The 21,669-nt window shown below is 61.7% G+C and carries 26 protein-coding genes and 1 tRNA gene; 12 read left to right on the forward strand and 15 right to left on the reverse strand.

The genetic code is table 11. The annotated features are described in order from the left end of the window. Entirely contained in the window at positions 1–576 is a 576-nt protein-coding gene (locus LDN75_RS23765) for a hypothetical protein (protein WP_223935123.1), read from the forward strand. Positions 577–582: 6 nt separating this feature from the next. Here the strand turns inward: LDN75_RS23765 and LDN75_RS23770 are convergent, their stop codons facing one another. From LDN75_RS23770 to LDN75_RS23780, 3 genes are all read right to left on the reverse strand, one after another. After that, on the reverse strand, positions 583–945 hold the full coding sequence (locus LDN75_RS23770; RefSeq protein WP_263422342.1) for a zf-TFIIB domain-containing protein: 363 nt from the start codon (positions 943–945) through the stop codon (positions 583–585). A gap of 49 nt (positions 946–994) precedes the next feature. After that, positions 995–1,618 (reverse strand): FMN reductase, encoded by a 624-nt coding sequence (locus tag LDN75_RS23775; protein WP_223937677.1) that lies wholly within the window; start codon positions 1,616–1,618, stop codon positions 995–997. Between the two features lie 95 nt (positions 1,619–1,713). Then, entirely contained in the window at positions 1,714–2,208 is a 495-nt protein-coding gene (locus LDN75_RS23780) for a DUF1801 domain-containing protein (RefSeq protein ID WP_223935125.1), read from the reverse strand. A 115-nt stretch (positions 2,209–2,323) separates the two neighbouring features. On the opposite strand from LDN75_RS23780, the gene LDN75_RS23785 reads away from it, so the two are divergent. Then, the gene (locus tag LDN75_RS23785; protein ID WP_223935126.1) at positions 2,324–2,506 is read left to right on the forward strand and encodes a hypothetical protein; all 183 of its coding nucleotides are present in this window, start codon (positions 2,324–2,326) and stop codon (positions 2,504–2,506) included. Position 2,507: 1 nt separating this feature from the next. On the opposite strand, the gene LDN75_RS23790 is transcribed toward LDN75_RS23785, so the two are convergent. Beyond that, positions 2,508–3,593, reverse strand: coding sequence for an alpha/beta hydrolase (locus LDN75_RS23790; RefSeq protein ID WP_223935127.1), 1,086 nt, complete (start codon positions 3,591–3,593; stop codon positions 2,508–2,510). A 356-nt stretch (positions 3,594–3,949) separates the two neighbouring features. On the opposite strand from LDN75_RS23790, the gene LDN75_RS23795 reads away from it, so the two are divergent. From LDN75_RS23795 to LDN75_RS23815, 5 genes are read left to right on the forward strand one after another with little or no spacing between them, the layout of a single operon-like run. Next, positions 3,950–5,383 carry an SLC13 family permease gene (locus LDN75_RS23795; RefSeq protein WP_223935128.1) on the forward strand — a complete coding sequence of 478 codons (1,434 nt, stop codon included), beginning with the start codon at positions 3,950–3,952 and terminating at the stop codon, positions 5,381–5,383. A gap of 46 nt (positions 5,384–5,429) precedes the next feature. Next, positions 5,430–6,680, forward strand: coding sequence for a CaiB/BaiF CoA-transferase family protein (locus tag LDN75_RS23800; RefSeq protein ID WP_223935129.1), 1,251 nt, complete (start codon positions 5,430–5,432; stop codon positions 6,678–6,680). After that, positions 6,677–7,642 (forward strand): hydroxymethylglutaryl-CoA lyase, encoded by a 966-nt coding sequence (locus tag LDN75_RS23805; RefSeq protein WP_223935130.1) that lies wholly within the window; start codon positions 6,677–6,679, stop codon positions 7,640–7,642. Before LDN75_RS23800 ends, LDN75_RS23805 begins: the two co-directional genes overlap by 4 nt. Positions 7,643–7,644: 2 nt before the next feature. Further along, complete coding sequence (locus LDN75_RS23810) at positions 7,645–8,634, forward strand: D-glycerate dehydrogenase (RefSeq protein WP_223935131.1); 990 nt, start codon at positions 7,645–7,647, stop codon at positions 8,632–8,634. Beyond that, complete coding sequence (locus LDN75_RS23815) at positions 8,631–8,762, forward strand: glycerate kinase (protein ID WP_223935132.1); 132 nt, start codon at positions 8,631–8,633, stop codon at positions 8,760–8,762. The genes LDN75_RS23810 and LDN75_RS23815 overlap by 4 nt, the downstream gene beginning before the upstream one ends. Here LDN75_RS23815 and LDN75_RS23820 read toward each other — a convergent pair. Next, a complete protein-coding gene (locus LDN75_RS23820; protein ID WP_223935133.1) occupies positions 8,759–9,208 on the reverse strand; it encodes an SRPBCC family protein in 450 nt (149 codons plus the stop codon). The genes LDN75_RS23815 and LDN75_RS23820 overlap by 4 nt on opposite strands. A 92-nt stretch (positions 9,209–9,300) precedes the next feature. On the opposite strand from LDN75_RS23820, the gene LDN75_RS23825 reads away from it, so the two are divergent. Beyond that, on the forward strand, positions 9,301–10,191 hold the full coding sequence (locus LDN75_RS23825) for a hypothetical protein (protein ID WP_223935134.1): 891 nt from the start codon (positions 9,301–9,303) through the stop codon (positions 10,189–10,191). A 425-nt stretch (positions 10,192–10,616) separates the two neighbouring features. On the opposite strand, the gene LDN75_RS23830 is transcribed toward LDN75_RS23825, so the two are convergent. Genes LDN75_RS23830 through LDN75_RS23840 form a run of 3 tightly spaced genes read right to left on the reverse strand, consistent with a single transcriptional unit; the run spans position 10,617 to position 13,273 of the window. Next, a complete protein-coding gene (locus LDN75_RS23830; RefSeq protein ID WP_223935135.1) occupies positions 10,617–11,516 on the reverse strand; it encodes a diacylglycerol kinase family protein in 900 nt (299 codons plus the stop codon). 58 nt (positions 11,517–11,574) lie between these two features. After that, the gene (locus tag LDN75_RS23835) at positions 11,575–12,366 is read right to left on the reverse strand and encodes an IclR family transcriptional regulator (RefSeq protein WP_223935136.1); all 792 of its coding nucleotides are present in this window, start codon (positions 12,364–12,366) and stop codon (positions 11,575–11,577) included. A 55-nt stretch (positions 12,367–12,421) separates the two neighbouring features. Then, entirely contained in the window at positions 12,422–13,273 is an 852-nt protein-coding gene (locus LDN75_RS23840) for a PhzF family phenazine biosynthesis protein (protein WP_223935137.1), read from the reverse strand. 55 nt (positions 13,274–13,328) lie between these two features. Here LDN75_RS23840 and LDN75_RS23845 point away from each other — a divergent pair, with 55 nt between their 5' ends. Beyond that, positions 13,329–13,757 carry a DUF1801 domain-containing protein gene (locus LDN75_RS23845; RefSeq protein ID WP_223935138.1) on the forward strand — a complete coding sequence of 143 codons (429 nt, stop codon included), beginning with the start codon at positions 13,329–13,331 and terminating at the stop codon, positions 13,755–13,757. A 57-nt stretch (positions 13,758–13,814) separates the two neighbouring features. Here the strand turns inward: LDN75_RS23845 and rplI are convergent, their stop codons facing one another. The 4 genes from rplI to rpsF form a co-directional block, all read right to left on the reverse strand. Next, positions 13,815–14,267 carry a 50S ribosomal protein L9 gene (gene rplI, locus LDN75_RS23850; protein ID WP_223935139.1) on the reverse strand — a complete coding sequence of 151 codons (453 nt, stop codon included), beginning with the start codon at positions 14,265–14,267 and terminating at the stop codon, positions 13,815–13,817. Between the two features lie 18 nt (positions 14,268–14,285). Beyond that, entirely contained in the window at positions 14,286–14,525 is a 240-nt protein-coding gene (gene rpsR / locus LDN75_RS23855; RefSeq protein ID WP_003800144.1) for a 30S ribosomal protein S18, read from the reverse strand. Between the two features lie 127 nt (positions 14,526–14,652). Beyond that, positions 14,653–15,243 (reverse strand): single-stranded DNA-binding protein, encoded by a 591-nt coding sequence (locus tag LDN75_RS23860; RefSeq protein WP_216924481.1) that lies wholly within the window; start codon positions 15,241–15,243, stop codon positions 14,653–14,655. 50 nt (positions 15,244–15,293) lie between these two features. Then, the gene (gene rpsF, locus LDN75_RS23865; RefSeq protein WP_021473324.1) at positions 15,294–15,599 is read right to left on the reverse strand and encodes a 30S ribosomal protein S6; all 306 of its coding nucleotides are present in this window, start codon (positions 15,597–15,599) and stop codon (positions 15,294–15,296) included. A 428-nt stretch (positions 15,600–16,027) separates the two neighbouring features. On the opposite strand from rpsF, the gene LDN75_RS23870 reads away from it, so the two are divergent. After that, on the forward strand, positions 16,028–17,233 hold the full coding sequence (locus tag LDN75_RS23870; protein ID WP_223935140.1) for an IS481 family transposase: 1,206 nt from the start codon (positions 16,028–16,030) through the stop codon (positions 17,231–17,233). 25 nt (positions 17,234–17,258) lie between these two features. On the opposite strand, the gene LDN75_RS23875 is transcribed toward LDN75_RS23870, so the two are convergent. Next, positions 17,259–17,341: transfer RNA gene (locus tag LDN75_RS23875), tRNA-Leu, on the reverse strand. Between the two features lie 134 nt (positions 17,342–17,475). On the opposite strand from LDN75_RS23875, the gene LDN75_RS23880 reads away from it, so the two are divergent. Together LDN75_RS23880 and LDN75_RS23885 are read left to right on the forward strand one after the other, a co-directional pair. Continuing rightward, positions 17,476–18,135, forward strand: a complete 660-nt coding sequence (locus LDN75_RS23880; protein ID WP_223935141.1) for a DUF1345 domain-containing protein — start codon at positions 17,476–17,478, stop codon at positions 18,133–18,135. Between the two features lie 60 nt (positions 18,136–18,195). Then, positions 18,196–18,618 carry a hypothetical protein gene (locus LDN75_RS23885; protein WP_223935142.1) on the forward strand — a complete coding sequence of 141 codons (423 nt, stop codon included), beginning with the start codon at positions 18,196–18,198 and terminating at the stop codon, positions 18,616–18,618. A 61-nt stretch (positions 18,619–18,679) separates the two neighbouring features. On the opposite strand, the gene LDN75_RS23890 is transcribed toward LDN75_RS23885, so the two are convergent. Continuing rightward, the gene (locus LDN75_RS23890; RefSeq protein ID WP_223935143.1) at positions 18,680–20,095 is read right to left on the reverse strand and encodes an amino acid permease; all 1,416 of its coding nucleotides are present in this window, start codon (positions 20,093–20,095) and stop codon (positions 18,680–18,682) included. A 241-nt stretch (positions 20,096–20,336) separates the two neighbouring features. Continuing rightward, positions 20,337–21,644 (reverse strand): M18 family aminopeptidase, encoded by a 1,308-nt coding sequence (locus LDN75_RS23895; RefSeq protein WP_223935144.1) that lies wholly within the window; start codon positions 21,642–21,644, stop codon positions 20,337–20,339. Positions 21,645–21,669 lie beyond the last annotated feature (25 nt).

Here is a 21,669-nt window from a genome sequence, read left to right on the forward strand (position 1 = left end):
ATGGATTCCTTGTTTATCCCGCTCGTAATTTTGATCGCGGTCATTGCGGGCGTATTGCTGCTTATGCGTTCCTTCCGCAAGCGTTCGGCGGAGACAAAGGCCGGTGTAGCAGCGGCAAGCTCCCCCAAGGATCCTGTCCAGCTGGCGAAAGAATCGGCGGCGAAGCTGAACGAGGAACAGCACAGGCGGCTCTACTCGCTTATTGCCCAGGGCCAGGGCATGGCAGCGATCAAGCTGTATCTGCAGGCCACTGGTGAGGGCCTACGGGCGTCACGTGACGCCGTCGGCGCTCTGGCCGCGCACCCCCAGCCCTTCAAGCCGGAGGCGCAGCCCAAGGATCTTTTGTCGGACGACGACGACGGGCCCGAGCGCTTCCCGTACCGGTACCGGGCGATCGTCAGCAAGGGCGATGTGACGCGCGAGGTGAGCAGCAACATGCTCAACGACGAGATCTATGGACGAATCCGGACCTTGGCAAAAAGCGGTGATGTGGAGGGCGCAGCACTGGCACTGACACGCCACTCGGACATCACCATCAAACAGGCGCGTGAATTCATCGAACTCCTGGAAGACTAACCTCGTTTAGAAATCGAACAGGTCCCCCAGGAAGCCTTCCTTCTTCTTGCGTTTACGGCCATACTCGTCGCGGCGGTCATAGTCACCCCTGCGCTCATAATCCCGGCGGTCATAGTCGCGGCGATCGCCGCGGTCATCGTAGCGGGGTTGTTTCGGCCGCGATTCAAAGGGGTTGTAGACGGGCGGCGGTGCGATCGGAGGCTGCGGCGGGGCGGGGGCCTGCCTCGCAGGGGCCGGCATGGTTTCGGCGGCGACGCGATCAATGATCTTGTCCAGCTCACCGCGGTCCAGCCATACACCCCGGCACTGCGGGCAGTAGTCAATCTCCACGCCGCTTCGTTCGCTCATCACCAGGTCAATGGAATCCACAGGACACTTCATGCTTGGCCCAACGACCGGACCCGATGAAAAGTTCGGACTACCGGCCAGCTGAAATGCCGGCCAGCAGCTGTTCGAATGGCAGTGACTCCAGGGCTGGGGTCTTGCGCCCCGGCTGGGCGCCGCTGAGCAGTTGCACGAGTTCACCGGCCGCCCGGTCCACTCGCACCGAAAGGGGCGAGCCGCCGTCGTCGTTTCCCCAGTCCTGGGGTCCGGCGAACACGCCGGTGGCAGCCGTACGGGTCCTCAGGTAGCTGAACAGCGGCCGCATGGCGTAGTCCAGGACCATCTGGTGGCGGTCGGTGCCGCCTGTGGCGCCAAGCAGTACGGCCTTGCCATCGAGGGACTTGGGGTCCAGGACGTCGATGAAGGACTTGAAGAGGCCGCTATAGGACGCGCTGAAAACGGGGCTGACGGCGATGATTCCGTCTGAATCCTCGACGCCGGCAATCACCTCTGCGAGGCGCGGCGCGGCATAGCCGGTCACGAAGTTATTCGCGATGTCCACTGCCAGGTCTCGCAACTCGACGACGTCGACCCTCACCTCATAGCCTGCCGCGCGCAACTGCCGCTCGGCAGAGGCGGCCAGTTGGTCGGCCAGCAGTCGGCTCGATGACGGGACGCCGAGTCCGGCGGAAAGGACGGTGATGCGGCGGGTTTCCATGGCATTCTCCTGTTGCTCGTTCATTCCCAGCTTACATGCATATGCATCTAAATGAGTGAACGAGGGAGCATCACGAACTATTCCCGAAGGTACGGTCAGTGCTTCGGGCCGCCAACGCCGGGCTTTGCAGTCACTTGCTTCATCCACGCTGCGATTTGGTCTTCGTCGATGTCGGCCACGGATTCGAGCTCCACGCCCCGCGTCGATTTGCCCATGCCGACCGGTGTCACCGGTGGTACCGGCTCGAGGGTGGCGCCGTTGATGAACATGAGCTTGACGTGGCCGGCAAAGCCTCCGGAGCTGAAGCACCATCCATCGCCCACACCGTAGTAGGCCATGCCCCACTTCACGGAGCGCTGAAGTTCCGGCAGCGTCCTGGCCGCCAAGTCATCGATCGTTTCAGCGATGCCTCTCTGCGGCTGCGGAAGGCTGGCGATGTAGGCGAAGACGGGCTTGTCGCCCACCGCCGCTTTCGCGGGACTGGCCCTGCCGGTCATGGATTCGGGCAGCGGGAAGGCGGCAGCGGTGTGTTCCGCGGTGCCACTTGCTGGGTCCAAGGCTTCCCGCTTACCGCTCTCCCTGCTGGTCATGGACAGTATTATTCCCACGGACCGCGACTATTCATACGCACCGCGGAAAGAGCCACGGCGCATCCGAGTGATGACCGACGAACGACGGTAAAATTAGGGCTAGAGGTGCATGGCGATGTCTGTGGCTTTGGTTGTGGTCCTGGTCCTGTTGGGTGCGGCTTCCCTTGCCGCGGCGATAGGCACGGTGGCGTTGGTGATCCGCGACGGCCGCGGGGAGATTCCACTGGAACCTCCCGTTCGGCCGTGGTCAGCCGGACACCTCCCGAGCCGCCCGTACTCCACTCTTCCCCGCATTTAGTTCACTTCGCCCTGGCGGCGTGCGTGGACAGGAAGTCGAAAGTCTTGTCCCTGGCATCGCGTGCCTCCGTGTAATTCAGGTGGAACTGGTACTCGTGGGGAAGCTCGGGGTTGTGGTCCGCAGCCCAAAAGAGCTCCGTTACGGGCACGCCAGCTTCTTTCAGGCGATTGCCGTACGGAACCGACTGAAGCCACGTGAGACCATCGCCGTTGCCGCCACTGATGAAGGTCGGCGGGAAATCCTTGGTCACAAAATCAATGGTGGACATGGTGCTGCCCGCATATGTGGAGGACCAATCCTTCGTTCCCGTGTATGCCCACAGGGAGGTTTTGAAGCCCCAGGCAACCAGGCCATTGAGGTCAGCCATGGCCCGGAGATCATATACACCGCAATGCAGGATGGTAGCGGCAAGGTCCGATTTCTGGAGCGCGGGTTCGATCCCCATCAGGTTGGCATACTCCGGGTTAATAGTGAGAGTGGTCATTTGGCTGGCCAACTGCGCTCCTGCAGAATCACCGGCCAGGACAATCCGGGTGGTGTCCACATTCAATTCGGTGGCGTGGGCCTTGATATAGCCAAGGGCATCGTTGATGTCCCGTACGGCCGTGGGATAGACGGCCTCCGGCGCGATCGGGTAGCTCATCCCAATGGTCGTGTATCCCTCAGCGGCAAGAATCCGAAGATAGGGTTCCACATCGCCTTGAGCCCCGGAGATCCAGGCACCGCCGTGGATCCACACGATCGTGGGGAGTGGAGCAGTCGTGCCCGCAGGGCTGAAAACGTCAAAGGCAGAGCCGGGCTTGTAAACGACACCGGCGCGCTCCTGCAATGGAGTGTCGGGGACGTATGGCTCCATCTCGTCAATGGTGGACTGCGCTCCGCGCTCAAAAACGCTACGAATCAACATGGCGGAGGGCCAGGGAGTAGCGGAAAGGGCGAGAAGGATGATCAGAACGAGGATGATGGCCAGGTCGAGTTTCCTCAGTCGCGAAGGCCGCCTGCGCCTGGTCCGCAAAGCTGCACGGGAGCCGGGACCTATAGGGGAATCGCCTCCAGCACCCGTCCGGACTGTTGCCTTGTTAGTCACGTTGGCTTGAGACGATTCCAATGGCCCCATTACACACTCCCCCAGTTGGTGTACCTGTGGACCATGCTAGGTCGCTGGAGCTACATAGCGAAGGGCATGCACTGAAATCGCCCGCGTCCCGGCGCCGTAGTCATGGAAGCCACCAAGACCAGCAGTCGAGCGTCGTTGATCGCGGCACGGATCGCTGATTCGAACTGCCGGTTGCACTTGGGGAAAGCCATTGGGTCAGTCCATTTTGCCGAGAAGGCTTGCATTATGAGTTCAAACTCATAATATGGGATCAGTGATGTGGCCTGTCTCACGGCGCGCATCAATTCCAAGCCTTCAGAGTGGAAGGCCCAACGATCGGATTCCCCATGTCAGACATTGCTGTTCTGATCAACACAGCTGTAGCGGTCCTGGCCGCCGTCGTGCTGATCGTCCGCTTCAGAGTCAACCCCGTCATTTCCCTGGTCATCGCCTCCGTGTACCTGGGTTTGGCCGTCGGCCTCGGCGTCGAAGAGACCGTGAAGACCATTACGTCCGGCTTCGGCGAGATCATGGTGGACGTCGGCCTACTCATCGCCTTCGGCGTCTTAATGGGCTCCATCCTCAATCAGAGCGGCGCCATCCGGCGCCTTGTGGAGCATCTGCTCAAGACCTTTGGCCCGAAACGCCTGCCTTACACGATGGGCCTGGCAATAGGCACGCTCCTTCAGTCGATCTTCCTGGACGTCCTGCTCGTCATCTCAGCCCCGCTGGCCCGCAAACTCGCCCCGAAAATCGGAAAATTGGGCACAGCCCGCATGGCAACCGCCATGGCCATCGCCCTGGAATGCGGCATTGTCTTTACGGTTCCGGGCGTTGCGTCGCTGGCCCTGGCTGGCCTCCTCAACGTTCCACTCGGCAAGATGCTGCTCTTCGGCCTGTTGCTGGTTATTCCCACCATCATCATTTCGATTGCCATCATGACGTTCCTCTTCCGCCGCGGATTCTGGAATGAAGCCAAGGACGAGGACCACACCTTCGTGGCGGAGGAAGACAGCGAGGGCGAGGAGCCGACCAGCGGTGCCCTCCCCGCAACAAGTACCGCCAGCGAGTCCCCAGCCGGCTCCAACACGAAGCCAATCGGCGCAGCAGTGGCTGTTGCCGAACGCGAGAGCAAAGAGAAGCCGCTGATCATGCTCTTTGCACCGCTCCTGACTTCCCTGATCCTCATCGGCGCGGGAGCCATCCTGCAGATTTTCAAGATTGATCTCCCCTGGCTACAGCTGCTTGGCGAACCTGTCATCGCCCTTCTCATCGGACTCATTGGTACGTGCCTGGTCACCCGCGCATCCATCGGGCAGAAGAAGGTTGAGGAGGCCATCACTGTCGGCTTCAAGGAAAGCGGACAGATCCTGATCCTCACCGGTGTGGGCGGATCCCTCGCGGCCACGGTAAAGGCCGCGGGCCTCGGTGACATCCTTGGTGGCTTTTTCTCGGCGAGCACCGTCGCCCCTTTGCTGGTGGTCTGGGCCATCGCCGCAGTGCTGCACATCGCCGTCGGGTCCGTCACCCTGTCCGCCATTACGGCCGCCGGGCTGTTGGCACCCATCGCACCTGCCATTGGACTTGATCCCGTGCTGCTGGCCCTCGCCGCCGGCGCTGGCTCGCTCTTCATGGTTCACGTCACCAGCAACACGTTCTGGCTCCTGCAGTCCCTTTTGGGCCAGAGTGTGAGGGGTGCATTGAAATCGGTCATGGTGGGAGTTTCAGTAGCCTCCGTGGTCGCGATCCTGCTGATCCTGCCCATGAGCCTGCTGTTCTAAACGCCCGCCGACCGTCCCATCACAAAAGCACGCACGAGAGAAGACCATGACACACCAAACAATCGCCCCGCTGGACGGCGTCCGAGTCCTCGAACTCGGCAATTACATCGCCGCTCCCACGGCTGGCAGGCTGCTTGCCGATTTCGGCGCCGAAGTCATCAAGGTCGAGCGTCCAGGCACCGGCGACGAGCTCCGCAACTGGCGCCTCCACAAGGGCAACACTTCCATGCTCTACCGCACTCTGAACCGCAACAAGAAGTCCGTGGTCCTGGATCTCCGCACTGAGGCTGGCAAGCAGGCTGTCCTGGCCTTGGTTGCCAAGTCGGACATCCTGCTCGAAAACTTCCGCCCGGGCACGCTGGAGAAATGGGGTCTCGGGCCCGAAGTCCTCAACCAGGCCAACCCGGACCTCATCGTCACCCGCATCTCTGCCTTTGGACAGACAGGGCCACTGTCTGAGCGGCCCGGATTTGCCGCCGTCGCCGAGGCGTATAGCGGGTTCCGCAACCTGGTGGGCGATCCAGACCGCGCGCCGGTCCGCGTGGGCGTCTCCATCGGAGACTCGATCGCGGGCCTTTACGCCGCCTTCGGCTCCATGATGAGCCTCTACCAGCGTGAAGCACGACGCCGGGACTCGGCTGGCGCTGTGCCGCTCACCGAGCGCATCATCGACGTCGCGCTGAATGAGGCGATGTTCTCCATGATGGAATCGCTCATTCCGGACTACCAGGCCTATGGCGTGGACCGTCAGCGCGTTGGCGGCCGTATGGAAGGCATTGCGCCCTCGAACGCGTACGTGTGTAAGGACGGTGCCAGCATTGTGGTGGCCGGAAACGGGGACTCCATTTACCAGCGGTACATGGAGACCATCGGCCGAGCGGACCTCGCCGAGGACCCGGAGCTGCAGAGCAACGCCGGACGCTGGGCACGCCGCGAAGAACTGGACCAAGCCATCGGCGAGTGGTCCGCGCAACTGACAGCACCCGAAGCTTTGGCAGCCCTGGACGCAGCTGGGGTTCCGGCTGGTCCCATCTACACAGCCGCGGACATCAGCACGGACAGCCAGTACGCGGCCCGCAACATGATCCAAAAGTTCGACGTTTCGACGGGCGAAGAGATCCTGCCGGGAGTCGGTTTCCCGGGCATCGTTCCCGTGATCGGGGACCAGTCCCTGCCCATCCGGAACCTTGGCCCGGACCTTGGCGAAAACACTGAAGAAATCCTTGGCGGGCTCCTCCACTTGGATGCTGCGCAAATCGATGCGGCTTCCGGCCGCGAGGAGGCTGTCCGACCATGAACCGTTTTGAAAGCACGCACGCCACACCCTTGGGCAGTGTCATCTTGAGGGACGTTACCTTGCGGGACGGGCTGCAGCTCACCGGAAAACTCCTGCCAACAGAGCAAAAGATCGAAACCGTCCGCGAATTACTGCGCCTGGGCGTCCCGGCGATCGAGCTCGGATCCATGGCGCGCGCGGACCTCGTCCCCACCATGGCCAACACTCTCGAAGTTGTCCAGGCCCTCACTCCCGAGGAACTCGAAAAGTGCTGGATCTGGGTAGCGACACCCGGCCATGTTGCCAAGGCAGCAGCTGCAGGCGCGCGGAATTTCCAGTACTGCCTGTCTGCGTCGGATTCACATAATAAGGCGAACATCGGCCGGACCACGGACGAGAGCCTTGCTGCTCTGCCTGAAGCCGTTGAGTATGCACGTACAGTGAACGGCCAGATTCAGTTGTGCATTGCGACATCCTTCACTTGCCCGTTCGAGGGCTACGTTCCAGAGGAGCGGATCCTTTTGATCGCCAACGATCCCCGGGCCGAGGGCACCACGGACATCGTCATCTGCGACACCCTTGGGCAGGCCGTTCCTGCCCAGGTGTCCAGCCTGATCACGCGGGTACGGGATGAATCCCCTGCCCGGCGGATCGTTTATCACGGTCACGACACTTGGGGCCTGGGCGTGGCCAACACGCTCGCTGCAATTCAAGCAGGGGCCGCAATGGTGGACGGTGCTTTGGGCGGCCTGGGTGGTTGCCCGTTCGCGCCCGGCGCCAGCGGCAACACCTCCAGCGAGGACATCCTGTTTGCCACGCGTCCCGAATGGCTCACGCCGCACGTCTTTGGCGAACTTGTGGTCCTGTCCGAAAAGCTGCTGGCAGAGCTTGGCGAACCCAACCGTTCAAAGGCTGCTCAGGGCGCGCGCTCCAGGGCGGCAGCCTTTGACTGGGTCATCCCTTCCTCCACAGGGGGCAACTAACTGTGGGGAACCATTTCCTTGTCACTACCGCCATCCCTGACCCGGGGCTGCAATTGCTTTCCGACGCCGGCCAGGTCACTGTCCTTCCCGAGCCGCCGGATTACGGGACGCTTTCAAGCCTGTGCGCTTCGGGAGACTACGACGTGGTTCTCACCCAGTTACGCGACGTCATCGACGAGCCACTGCTGGCCAAGGCGCGGGTAAAGGGCGTTTCCAATTTCGCGGTCGGATACAACAACATCGACATCGATGCCGCCACCCGGCACGGCATCCTCGTCGGAAATACGCCGGGCGTCCTCACGGATGCGACGGCGGACATTGCCATGCTGCTCATTCTCGGAACCGCCCGACGGGTTGTGGAGGCGGACAAGCTGGTGCGGGAGGGAAAGTTCCTCGGGTGGGAGCCGGAGTTCATGCTGGGCCGGGACGTTTCCGGCGCTGTACTTGGCCTTGCCGGATTCGGCAGGATCGCCCGCGCTGTGGCTCGGCGAGCCTTGGGCTTTGGCATGGAGGTGCTTTTCGCGCCGCGGCCACCCAGTGACCGGCCGGTCGGCGGCGAGGAGCTCGGGGAATTCGCGGGCAAGGTCCGGCAAGCGCCTTGGGACGAGCTGGTAGAGCGCAGCGACTTTCTCTCCTTACACGTACCGCTCAACGAGCAGACCAGGCATCTGGTGAGCGCCGATGTGCTGGTACGTATGAAGCCCGAAGCCATCCTCATTAACACCGCCCGCGGTCCCGTGGTGGATGAGGCTGCCCTGGTATCCGCACTGCGCAACGGCATTATCGCCGGAGCGGGCCTGGATGTGTTCGAGGACGAACCACCGCTGTCCCCCGGCCTCGCTGAACTCCCCAACACTGTTCTCCTGCCGCACGTCGGCAGCGCAACAGTGCCCGTCCGCGCCGAAATGGCCAGGCTCAGCGCCCTCAACGCGATCGCTATCGCGGAGGATCGATTACCGCCACATCCGGTCAGCCCGCTCGCCAGAGCATGAGCATTCTGGTCGCCCCGGACAGTTTCAAGGGCACGTATACGGCAGCTGAGGTTGCGTCTGCCATCGCATTAGGAATTCACGACGGCGGCGGCTCGGCGCCCGGCTACCGCGCTCTTGCAGGGCTCTAGCTGGGCTTCCCCGCTCCGCCAGCCGCCATTAGTTCCAGCCGCCGCAGAGTCTCGCGGTTGCGGACGGTGATCATAGGATCCCTGAGTGCCTTTGGCACCACCTTTCCGGGGCCCCGGATCGCGTCTTCGGCCATAGAGACGCGGCACTGATTGCCACCCAGGTCCTCCAAAGTGATGCGGACCTTTGCCTCACCTACGGGCCAGCCACGGGCTAAGAGCTCCAGGCTCCGGCCAGGTTCTACGGCGGTGACGCTGGTGCTGTCGTTGAGGAGAAGCGGCCAGGCTCCCACGGAGTGATGGAGTTTGGAACCGACCTGTGGCCACTGGTCATCCACCGCGCGAATCCTTGAGGCGCCAACAACCCACCCGGAGTACAGCCAACCGTCGGCGATGACGTTCCAGACGTCCGCGGCAGACGACTTGAACAGCTGGGTAACGGTGGACATGGAGTTCCCTTCTGTGTGCCTTCGGCATCTATGGTGAGACTAAGCTAAGCATGCTTATAAATTGTCCGCCATAGGCCGCCTACACTGTTGGCATGGTCATCAGGGAGTGGCGTCATTGGGCGGCATGCGTAGCCCTGTTGTCCACCCTGCCACTGGCCTCATGTAACGGCTTCCCCCGCCAAGGACGGCCGACCACCTCTGAGGCACAGCCCATCGCCGTGGAGGTTAACCAGTCGCGCGACCAATACGGCAAGCAAGCCATCCTCATACAGCTCACCAACGACACAGACACTCCCCTTACCGTGAGTGGTGCGCGGCTGAATTCCCCGTTGTTTGAAAAGGACATCGTCTGGGAGCCAACAACCGGTGTCCTGGAACTACCGCCCCGACAGCCCAAGAGCCTTCCCGCCGACTTACCCGCTCCACGTTGCAGTCAGTCGCCCACTGAACCCCTCAAGGCCATCGTTTATTACTCGGAGCCAGCTAAGGGACCCGCAGAAACCTCGGTTGGGTCACGGGACCCGTTCAACGTCCTGCCCCGGAACGCCGACGAGCTGTGCTTGGCAGCCGATGCTGCGGCCGTAGCAGCCATCGTCCTGGATCCCGATCTTGAGGTGGCCCCAGATGGTCGAACCGCCGTCGTGCGTCTTGTCATTACCCCTGCGGGCACTCATGGTGAGTCACCGCAAAAGCTAACGATTAACTCCATCGACGGAACCACCCTGCTGGCCGAATCGCCATCGGACCCCTGGCCGCGGGACATCGCGATATCGTCCGGCACCGCCCCGAAAGAGGTGCCCTTGACGATCCGTCCGGCGCGTTGCGACCCGCATGCGGTGGCCGAGGACAAAGTGGGAACACTGTTGCCATTAAGGATTTCGGTGGGGGCACGGGAAGGCGTACTGAAAGTTGCAGCATCGAATGAGTTGCGTGGGCGTATCTACGACTTCGTGACGGCGGCCTGTGGCGGAGCCGCTCATTAGGGTATTCCAATTTTTCAGTACTCGACGTGACGGTCCCCTCCGAGAAGACGAACTCACCTATGACGGTGACGCCGTCGAGGTCGTAAAACCGGGATACTCACCGGACCCTTGGCCCGGTTTGCCTGCCAATGCAATGCCTCTTCTGGCGACTTGAACAGCGATGGATCGCCAGTTGCTACTTTTCGTTCGTTGTTCTTGACATACCCGATTCGATCGTTGGTTGCATACGCCCGAATCAGGTCCGGTTCAACGGAAACCCCATCGACCTCAGTTGGAAGGCCATACGTTTGGCCAGCGGAATTCTTCTCGAAGGCGGCGTCACCTAACACGACAGCGGGCGCATGCGCAGCTACTTGGGGCTTGGGCGTCGGCTGGGATGTAGCGCTGGCAACTCCGATTCCGGCACCCCCGAGAAGAACTGCTCCTTAGCCGACTGTAGCCAGAGCGGCCGGAGCGCATTCCACCCTGACTTTCACATTGGCTTCCACCGTCTTCACTTCACCGTCCATCTGGTACGGCAAGGGTTTGAGCGTAGTGAAGTCGTAGCTGCTCACGCTCGGCTGATCGCCCAGGCCCTGGGTAGTTGCGCGGAGGGCTGTCAGCAGCACGCGCCATTTGGGCATGTGCGGAAAGACGATAACTTCGAATTTTCCGTCAGAGGGGTGATCGTCGGCCTCACTGAGTGTGGCGTATTTGGCCATTTCGGGGATGTTGGCGAAAACCAGGCTGTCGAATTTTCGGCGTTTGCCATCGGATGTGCGGATGGCGAATGGCTCGAATTTTGAGAAGGTTTTGATGACGGAGACCATTTCAGTCAGGGCTCCCTTGCTCCCTTTTTCTAGCTCGGTGGCCACAACAGGTGTGAGGCCGAATCCGATATAGGAATGCGCGTACTCCAACGGCTGGCCTTCCTTTTGACCTGTGTGAATGCTCAGGAGGTCAATCTTCCGGACGTGGCCCTCAACAATAGCCTCTTCCAGTGGCTTGGTTCCCGTGATCCGTCGGTGGTCATTGGCGTTGCCCGCAGCCATGACTGCACATACCGCCTGCGGGTTTCCCGCCTGCATAACGCCGTTGACAACCTCGTTGTAGCCGCCGTCACCGCTCACAGAGACAACCAGAACGTCACCTCCCCTTGCCGCAGCCTTCCGGGCCAACTCCACGGCATGTCCAGCATGTTCAGTGGGCTGGAGCGTAATCTCAGGTGCGTAAGTGAGGGTGTCCTTCAGCTTTACCTGCAATTTCTCAGCAAGCTCGGGCGCATTTCCCGTGCTGTTGGGATTGAAAATAATGGTGATCGCTTCAAAAGTCCGTGCAGAATCCATAATGTGCTCCTCGTGTGTACACCCGTTTTGGTTACTGCCCATTCACCGTTGCCAGCCCCTACGACTCCCCCGGGAACCGCCCGCCAATGAGTCTGGTCATATGTTCCGCTGTCGCGAGCAAAGGTTCCACCCACGCCTGGCACGTCTCCAGTGGCATCCGCAGCGTAGGGCCACTGATGGTGACTGCGCCCACCAGGGCAGCAGCTGAATCGAACACCGGCGCCGAGAGCCCGGAGGCTCCGTCTTCCCGCTCCCCCACGGTGATAGCAAAGCCATCAGCCCGCGTCTTCTTGACTGCGATCTCCAAGTCCTCCGAACTGGTAATCGTGTAGTCGGTAATGGGCTCCAACGGGTCGCGGAGGACGGCCTCCATCAATTCAGGAGACCACGCGAGCAGGACCCTGCCCGCCGAACCTGCGTGGAGCGGGATGATCTTGCCAAGGTGCATCTCACGACGGAGCGCGTGACGTGTGTCGGCCATGGCAACACAGACCCGGTAGTGCTGTTCTGCCTTGAAGAAGCACGCCGTTTCCCCGGTGTTGTCCCGCAACGTCTTGAGTAGCGGGCTCAGGATGTCCACCACTTCCATGCCACGCGTGGCAGGAGCGGCCCAATAGGCCATCCGCATACCGATGCGGTAAGCATCGCCCTCCCGGTCCAGGAATCCTTGCGACGTCAGGTTGGTGACCAGACGTTGCACGGTGGATGTGGGCATACCCGTGTATTCGCGAATGTCGCTCAGCTGCAGCACCGGTTTCGATAGGGAAAAAGCATCCAGGATGGACGTGATCTTGCCAAGGACAAGCAGAGGGTTGCCGTTGGCCTTCGCGGAAGCATCGGATGCTGACATAAGTCTCACGCTAAACGCTCGCCGGAGGTGACGCCAATCCCCGGGCCGTTTAGAGCTACAGCAGCACGGTGCCCTGGATGCAAGTAGCCGATGCCCCGCCGATCCAGATGTCCCCGTCCTCAGCCTTCACATGGATCCGACCCGCCCTGCCCAGGGCCGTGCCCTGCGCCGCCATATATTGTTCAGGCGCCCGGCCGCTGCCGATCAGCCACTGCGCTGCACCGGCGTTGAAACTGCCAGTCACGGGATCTTCCACCATGGCGTCGCCGGGAATGAAGGTCCGCACCTCAAAGTCGACGTCGGAACCTGGCTCGTGTGGGCCGATCACCCCGACCTTGAGGTCACCCATCGCCACCAGATCCGGTTCAATCGCCAGGACCTGTTCTGCAGACTCGAGTAGGACACCAACCCACTCCGGGCCATTTACCAGCCATGATGCGTCCAGCAAGGAGTCCTCCGGAAGCCTAAGACCGGCTGCCAGCTGGGAACGAACGGCAGCGTCCACGGCCTCGAAGCGGGTCAGTGGTGGTGCAGCAAAAGCCAGCCTGCCGGCGTCGTTCTTCACCCGGACCAAACCTGCGCCGCATTCCTGCACCAGCACGCCGTCCGTCTTTGGTTCTCCCCCGGCCTGCAGCCAGGTGTGAGCGGAACCAAGGGTTGGGTGCCCAGCGAACGGGAACTCCTCGCTGCCCGTGAAGATACGCACGCGGTAATCGGCACGCGGATCCGTGGGAGGAAGAAGGAAAGTGGTCTCGGAGAGGTTGGTCCAGTTGGCGAAGTGCTGCATCGCCTCGCTGCTTAGGCCCTCTGCGTCAACCACAACTGCGAGGGGATTACCGCCATACGGCTGGGCAGAGAAGACGTCAACCTGGTGGAACGGTCGGATACGCAAGGATTCTGAAGTCACCGCTGCAGGCTATCACTGGGTGGTCGGCCAACCGCGTGTCTGCGAAACTACGAGCATGGCAGAGAACAAGACCCAGCCCACGGGCATGTCCGTGGATGAATTCCTGTCCGCTGTGGAGCCCCCTGGCCGGCGCGCCGATGGGTTGGAGCTGCGGAGGATGATGCAGGAGATCACTGGTAAGGAAGGGGTCATGTGGGGGCCGACGATCGTGGGTTTCGGCAGCTACCACTACAAATACGAGAGTGGACGCGAAGGTGACTCCGCCGCCGTCGGTTTCTCACCGCGCAAGGCTAACCTGGCACTTTATGGCCTCACCTACGGCCCCGATGCCGATCGGCTGCTTCCCGAGTTGGGCAAGCACAAGACCGGAGCCGCATGTTTGTACATCAACCGGCTGGACGACGTGGACCGTGAGGTTCTCGCAGAGATGATCCGGGCGGGCTACCAACACGTCATGTCGGAGCTCCACACACCGTCCCCCTAAGCAAAGGACCCCCACCACCGGAAACCGGTGACGGGGGTCCTTCTAAGCAGTCAGAGACTACTTCCCTGCAACGACCTCGAGGTCGATAACAGCGGAAACATCCTCGTGCAGGCGAACGTTGGCCTGGTACGAACCGACAGACTTGATGTGGTTCGGCAGTTCAACGTTGCGCTTGTCGATGGCACCGAGGCCAGCGGCCTCAACGGCAGCAGCGACATCAGCAGGCTTGACGGTGCCGAAGAGACGACCAGACTCGCCGGCCTTCACCTCGAGCTTGACCTTCTTGGAGGACAGAGCCTGAGCCTGTGCCTGTGCAGCTTCAACAGAAGCGTGGGCACGAGCAGCGCGGGCAGCCTTGATGGACTCAACCTGCTTCTCGCCACCCTTGGTCCAGGTCAGAGCGAAGCCGCGGGGCAGCAGGAAGTTACGTGCGTAACCGTCCTTGACCTCGACAACGTCGCCAGCAGCACCGAGACCGGTTACTTCGTGGGTCAGAATGAGCTTTGCCATGTTAGTTAATCCCTTCCCTTAGCCGCGGCCAGCGCCGGAGTAAGGCAGCAGAGCAACTTCGCGGGCGTTCTTGATTGCCTGGGCGATCTTGCGCTGTTCCTGAACGGTAACGCCAGTAACGCGACGAGCGCGGATCTTTCCGCGGTCGGAGATGAACTTGCGCAGCAGTGCTACGTCCTTGTAGTCGATGACAGTGATGTCAGCGGCCTTCAAGGGGTTGGACTTTGGTTTGGGCTTACGGAGTTCAGCCTTAGCCATCGTGGAGCTCCTTTTCTATGGAGCCCGTGGATATTGATCCACGGGATGGTGGTGTTCGACGGCGGTAGTCGCCCGGGTGCCTCGCGGCAGTCCCGGCGGGTTCCGGCGTCGGACTTTTTCTTTGTGTTTAGAAGGGAGGTTCGGAATCCGGGCCGTTGCCCCAGCCGCCTGCATTACTGACACCGGGCGTAGCCCAAGGGTCATCCTGCTGTGCGGGCTGGTTGCCGCCCCAGTTTCCACCGGAGTTGCCGCCCTGGCTTGCACCAGCTGCAGCGCCTCCTCCAAAGCCACCGGCGTTACCGCCACCGAAGCCACCCTGGCCACCGTTTCCGGCGCCGAACTGGCCACCGGAGCGCTGGGTACGGTTGACTTTGGCGTTCGCGTAACGCAGGCTCGGACCGATTTCATCGACCTCGAGCTCGATAACGGTGCGCTTCTCGCCTTCCTTGGTTTCGTAGGAACGGCTCTTCAAACGGCCGGAAACAATGACGCGCATGCCCTTTGTGAGGGACTCGGCCACGTTCTCGGCAGCTTCGCGCCAGACGGAAGCGCGGAGGAACAGGGTTTCCCCGTCCTTCCACTCATTCGACTGACGGTCAAAGGTCCGGGGAGTAGAAGCGATGGTGAAGTTCGCTACTGCTGAGCCAGACGGGGTGAACCGCAGCTCCGGGTCATTGGTGAGATTACCGATGACCGTAATAGTGGTTTCGCCTGCCATCTACTGCCTCCTTGTTCGTTCCTGCGGTGTAAAGATCTGGAAGGGGCTGATTACTCAGCAACGACCTTCTGGTCTTCGGGGCGGATGATCTTGGTGCGCATGATCGTCTCGTTAAGAGACAGCTGGCGGTCAAGTTCCTTGGCGGTAGCCGGCTCAGCGGTGAAGTTCACCACTGCGTAGATACCTTCGGACTTCTTCTTGATGTCGTATGCCAGACGGCGACGGCCCCAGATGTCAACCTTTTCGATGGTTCCACCATCGGTGGTGATGACATTGAGGAACTTCTGAAGCGACGGCTCTACGGTACGCTCTTCGACCTCGGGGTCGATGATTACCATCAATTCGTAAGGACGCATATGTGAACCCACCTCCTTTGGGCTAAGCGGTTACGGTATTTCCGTAACAGGAGGTTCATTTGCGATGCTGTGGCTCACTCCCCCGCCGAAGACTCGGAAGGAGGGCGCAACACAGACTTCAATATCTTAGTGCATCTCCTGCACTCAAAGCTATTCGGTGGTGTGTTGGACCGAAACCTGCCAGTCGCCGTATGTGGATAACTGAGCCGGGGAGCGAACGTGCCTGCTCCCACCGAGAGCCGCAAACGACAAAACCCCTGGAAGATCATTGACCTTCCAGGGGTTTCCTGTGCGCGGAGGGGTGTGTGATTTCAGGACATCGTTTACACATGTGGCGGGACATCCTTGACAGTGCCTGTGGCGGGACATCGTCGACACTGCCGGCATGTCGCGGGACATAGACGACACATGCCCTGATGGGCTGGGCCATGTCGAAGAACAAGGTCATCGTCCTGGCCGTCCTTGAGGGCGGAATGTCCAAAACCGAAACCGCCCGCCGCTACGGCGTCAGCCGGCAATGGGTGCACGAACTCCTTCGCCGCCACGCCGAGGCCGGCGAAGCGGGCCTCTCGCCCCGGTCCAGGCGCCCCCGCCGCAGCCCACAGGCGACCAGCCCTGCCATCCGGGACCGCGTACTTGCCCTGCGGCAGCGCCTCGCCGCCGAGGGCCTTGACGCAGGCGCGGAAACCATCGCCAGCCATCTTGAACTGGAAGGGTGCAGGCCGCCGGCCTCGAGCACCATTCATAGAATCCTGCGCCAGGCCGGAACCGTCACCCCGGAACCCCACAAGCGCCCCCGCTCCTCGCTGCGGCGCTTCGAAGCGCACCAGCCCAACGAGACCTGGCAATCCGACTTCACCCACTGGGCCCTGGCCGACGGAACCGACACCGAGATCCTGAACTTCCTCGATGACCACTCCCGCTACCTGCTGCACTGCACCGCCCACCGCCGGGTTACCGGCCCCATCGTGGTCAACGCGTTCCTCGACGCAGGCAGCGAACACGGGCTCCCGGCCTCAACCCTGACCGATAACGGCATGGTCTACACCACCCGCCTGGCTGGCGGGAAGGGCGGCCGGAACGCCTTCGAAACCCTCATAGCTTCGCTCGGCATCACGCAGAAGAACGGCCACCCAGGCCATCCCCAAACCCAAGGCAAAATCGAGCGATTCCACCAGACCCTGAAAAAATGGCTTGCCGGGCAGCCTCGCGCCCACACCCTCGACGGCCTGAACGACCAGCTCGCGAAGTTCAGGCAGATCTACAACCACGAACGCCCGCACCGTGCCCTGAACCGGCGCACACCGGCCACCGCCTACAACGCCGCCCCCAAAGCCGCCCCGAAGCTCGCCATCCAAGGCGACCACTGGCGGACCCGCACCGACCGAGTCGATGCCGATGGGAAAGTCTCACTCCGCTACGCCGGACGCCTCCGCCACCTGGGCATCGGTCGACTCCACAAGCACAAACGAGTGATCCTGCTCGGCCACGAAGAACACGTCCTGACCATCGAACACGGAACCGGTGAAGTCCTCGCGGAGTTCACAATCAACCCAGACCGCGGCTACCAGAAAAAACAAAACACCCCCGGTCCGAAGACCGGGGGTGTCAATGATGTCCCGACACATCCGTAAAGGATGTCCCGCTACATCACACCTGTGCGCGGAGGGGGACTTGAACCCCCACCCCCTTTCGAGGACTAGCACCTCAAGCTAGCGCGTCTGCCATTCCGCCACCCGCGCAGGGTGATCGGAGAAAGAGTGTTTCGTTTTTCTCCGTAACAGCGACAAAGACACTAACACGAGGATGCCCATTCCGTGGATTCCTGCGTCCCAATCCCCCGGATCAAAGGAGAAACTCGGGCTAGGGTGGGGCCATGAACAACGTCAGAGTCAGACGCAGCCGTTTGCGTTTCGTTGTCATGGTGGCAGCCGGCGCCGCAGCCTTCGTGGCCACGGGCATCGCAGGCAGCTGGGTCGATGCAACGGCCGTCGGCTGGGCCACGGCCGCACTGATCTATGTTGGATGGGTGTGGCTGGTGATAGCGCGGATGGATCCAGCCGAGACCCAGCAACACGCGACGTCCGAGGACCCGTCCCGTGGGGTCACTGACGTGCTGATCCTCGTCGCAAACCTGGCCAGCATCGCCGCCGCTGCCGCGGTGATCGTCAACTCGCACACTGAAGGAGCGGACACGCGCTTCTACTCGGCCGCGCTCTCCCTGGCGTGCGTAGCCCTGTCCTGGATGCTGGTCCAAACGCTCTTCACCCTGCGCTATGCCGAGCTCTACTACAGCCCTGAAGCCGATGCCGGTGGTGAAGTGGGCGGCATCAGTTTTAACCAGGATCGCCCACCGCAGTACACGGACTTCGCCTACCTCGCCACCAGCCTGGGCATGACGTACCAGGTCTCAGACACCAATCTGGGCAACCACAAGATCCGGCTTGAGGCCCTAAAGCACAGCCTTCTTTCGTACCTGTTCGGCACAGTCATCCTGGCCGTCACCATCAACCTCGTTATTGGCTTGGCCCAGTAGCCCACACCGCCGCCCAAGAAGCCCAGTTCCCGGTGGCGTGCCAGGCGTAGGCTACTTGCCATGAAGCCCCGGCTGATTTGGGTTGCCGCGATCATTCTGGTGGCCGCGATCGGCGGCGTGGTGTGGTTCGCAGTGGACAAGTCGCGCGTGTGCCCTGCCATTGGGAGCGCCACACCGATCGAGCTGAAGATAGTCTCCGCGCCAAGCCGCGTCCAGGCGTGTTTCGGAGAAAACTGCACGCCCCGGCCCCTCCAGCAGCAGACGGATGGCCGCTGGCTCGTTCCTCAGGAGCCTCCATACCTCGCTGCCGAGCAGACAACCTCCCCGCCCAGCGTGCTGGCCAAGGTTCGCGTTGTGGTCAAGGAGTCAGGCAAACGCCAGCGGGACGCCGTCTTCGACATCCCTGCGATTCCGGGTGTTCCGAACACTACTGGCGCAGAATGCCCCGGACCCATCCAGTACCTCCCCGTTGAGGTGCCTTAATCACGAAAAGGGGCAGCCGCCGTCGAACGCTGACGGCGGCTGCCCCGAACGAAAAGGACGCTTACGACGCCGGACCGGAACCCAACGTCACAGGCTCGGCATCCGTGTCACCCACCGGAGCGGACGGGGTGCCGCGCTTGCGATACCGGAACACACCGATGGCGACGACAACCGCAGCCAGGGCCAGCGAGAGGAAAAGCGATTCGCGCGTGGATTCAAGTATCACCATGCCGATGATGAGCGCGACGATGCTTCCAATCGCGATCCACGTGAGGTACGGGAAGAACCACATCTTGAGGTCGAGGTCCTTGGCGGCGGTGCCCATTCGGCGGCGGAGGATGAGCTGTGAGCTGGCGATGACCAGCCACACGAACAAAGCGATGGCGCCAGAGGTGTTGACGAGGAACAGGAACACGGTGTCCGGTGCCACGTAGTTCAGGCCAACGGTGATGAACCCGACCACGGTGGAAGCAAGAACCGCTGCGGCGGGAACGCCACGCTTGGAGATCTTGGTCCAGGATTTGGGGGCGTCGCCGCGCTGCGAGAGCGAGAACAACATGCGGCTGGCGGTGTAAAGACCGGAGTTCAGGCATGACAGCACCGAGGTGAGGACCACGATGTCCATGATGGTGCCGGCGCCCGGGATTCCGTAGAGCTCGATCACGGCGACGTACGGGCTCTTGGCAACTGAAGCGCTGTTCCACGGCAGGAGCGTGACCACAATGGCAATGGAGCCGATGTAGAAGATCAAGATGCGCCAAACAGTGGACTTCACGGCCTTCTTGACGGCGTCCACGGGGTTTTCGGACTCGCCCGCGGCGATGGTGGCAATCTCTGCCCCAAAGAACGAGAAGACCACCACGAGGATGCCAGCCAGGACCGCGCCCGGACCGTTGGGCATGAAGCCACCCTGATCCAGGAGGTTGGCGACGCCAGGCGCGGAAACGCCTGGGATCAAGCCAAGGATCGCGGCAATGCCGGCGAGCAGGAAGATGACGATCGCAGCGACCTTAATGGACGCGAACCAGAATTCGAACTCACCGTAGGACTTCACAGAGCCTAGGTTCGTCAATGTCAGGAGCACCATGAGCACCAGCGCCCAAACCCACTGATCGACGCCCGGAACCCAGCGGTGCATGATGGCAGCGCCTGCTGTGGCTTCGATGCCGAGGACGATGATCCAGAACCAGGCATACAGCCAGCCGATGCTGAAGCCTGCCCACCGGCCAAGGGCCTTGTCTGCATACGTGGAGAAGGAGCCCGTCTCCGGGTTGGCCGCAGCCATCTCGCCAAGCATCCTCATGACGAGGATAACCACCAGTCCAGCGGCCAAGTAGGCGACGAGGATGCCCGGGCCAGCCTGTTGGATAGCGGCGCCGGAGCCCACAAACAGCCCAGCACCAATCACGCCGGCGATAGCGATCATGGAGAGGTGTCGTGGCTTCAGGGACTTTGAAAGTTGTTGGTCAGCGTGCATGGGTCGGCGCCGTCCTTAGTGTCTTTGGAGAGGGCCCGGGTTGATGTGCAGCGGGCCACATGGCTTTCCCACACTAGCCATCCGCGCAGGGCAAAATCTTGTGCGGAAGTACATTTTGCCGTGCTCAAAAAAGGAAGCATGCACAAAAAGTATGATTATAAGCATCCAAAGTTTCCTATAGAAAACTTTGGAAACGCCCCTGAAATGACTCTTTGAGGCCTTGTCGGCGTGCCTCGGAAAATCAGGCGTCGGTTCGGTAGAACAGCTCCGCCACAGAAGCCAAACGGAGCGGGTCCTCGACACCACACAACTCCCGTGCCGAATGCATGGACAGCAGGGGGATGCCGACATCGACTGTCCTTATCCCCAGCCGCGTCGCGGTCAGTGGACCGATGGTGGAACCGCACGGAAGGTCATTGTTGGAGACATATTCCTGGTACGGCACATTTACTTCCCCGCACAGCCGCGCCCACAGCGCAGCTCCCGTCGCGTCGGTGGCGTAGCGCTGGTTGGCGTTGATCTTCAATAGCGGCCCACCGTTGAGTACGGGACGATTTACGGGATCATGCCTCTCGGCGTAGTTCGGGTGGACGGCGTGGCCGGCATCCGCAGAAACACAGAACGACGCCGCCAGGGACTGCCGCCGTTGGCTCACCGAGGCGCCAAGACCATCGGAGATACGAGTCAGAACGTCCTCAAGGATGGGCCCGCAAGCACCGGAGCGCGAGTTGGAACCGATCTCTTCATGGTCGAAGGCGGCGAGGACAGCGATGGGGCCATCTTTCGGCCCTGCTTTCGCATGCTCGATCAACGCCATCAGGCCAGCGTGCGTGGAGGAAAGGTTGTCCAAGCGGCCGGAGGCGAAGAACTCACCCTTGGCGCCGAAAACCGCAGGTGCCTGCGTGTCCGCCACCACGACGTCGTAACCCCCGATGTCTGCAGGATCAACGGTGATGCCCTCGAGTCGCTCGGCAAGCAGGCCCAAAAGGTCGTCGTTGGCGGGATCACCGAGCCCGAAAACAGGATTCATGTGCTGCTGCTTGGACAGGAGGAGGCCGTTGTCATTGACCCCGCGATCCAAGTGGATGGCCAATTGCGGGAAGCGCAGGAGCGGGCCTGTGGCTGTCAGGTGCTGGGTTCCGTCGCGTAACACCAAGCGCCCCGCCAGTTGCAGCTCGCGGTCCAACCAGGAGTTGAGGAGCGGCCCGCCGTACACCTCGACGCCGGCCTGCAGCCACCCGAACCTGCCTGTGGTGGGCTTTGGCTTCAGTTTGAAAGAAGGGGAGTCCGTGTGGGCACCCAGGATGTTGAAGCCCGTGGTTGGTCCGGCACTTTCGGGAATGACCCACGCGATCAGGGCGCCATCGCGGATGACATAGAACTTACCCGCGCCACCTTCCCACGGCTGCAGTTCATCCAGTGCGGTGAAGCCGGCGCCATCAAGCCGCCTGCCAGCCTCGTGCACTGCATGGAAGCTGGACGGCGAAGCCGAAACGTACGCGCCGAGGTCCTGGATGTGGTCAACTGCTGCGGGGGCATTCGAAGGCATGCCCCCGAGTCTAGCTGCGCTCTTC

This window comes from Arthrobacter sp. StoSoilB5, assembly GCF_019977235.1.
Taxonomy (GTDB): Bacteria; Actinomycetota; Actinomycetes; order Actinomycetales; family Micrococcaceae; genus Arthrobacter.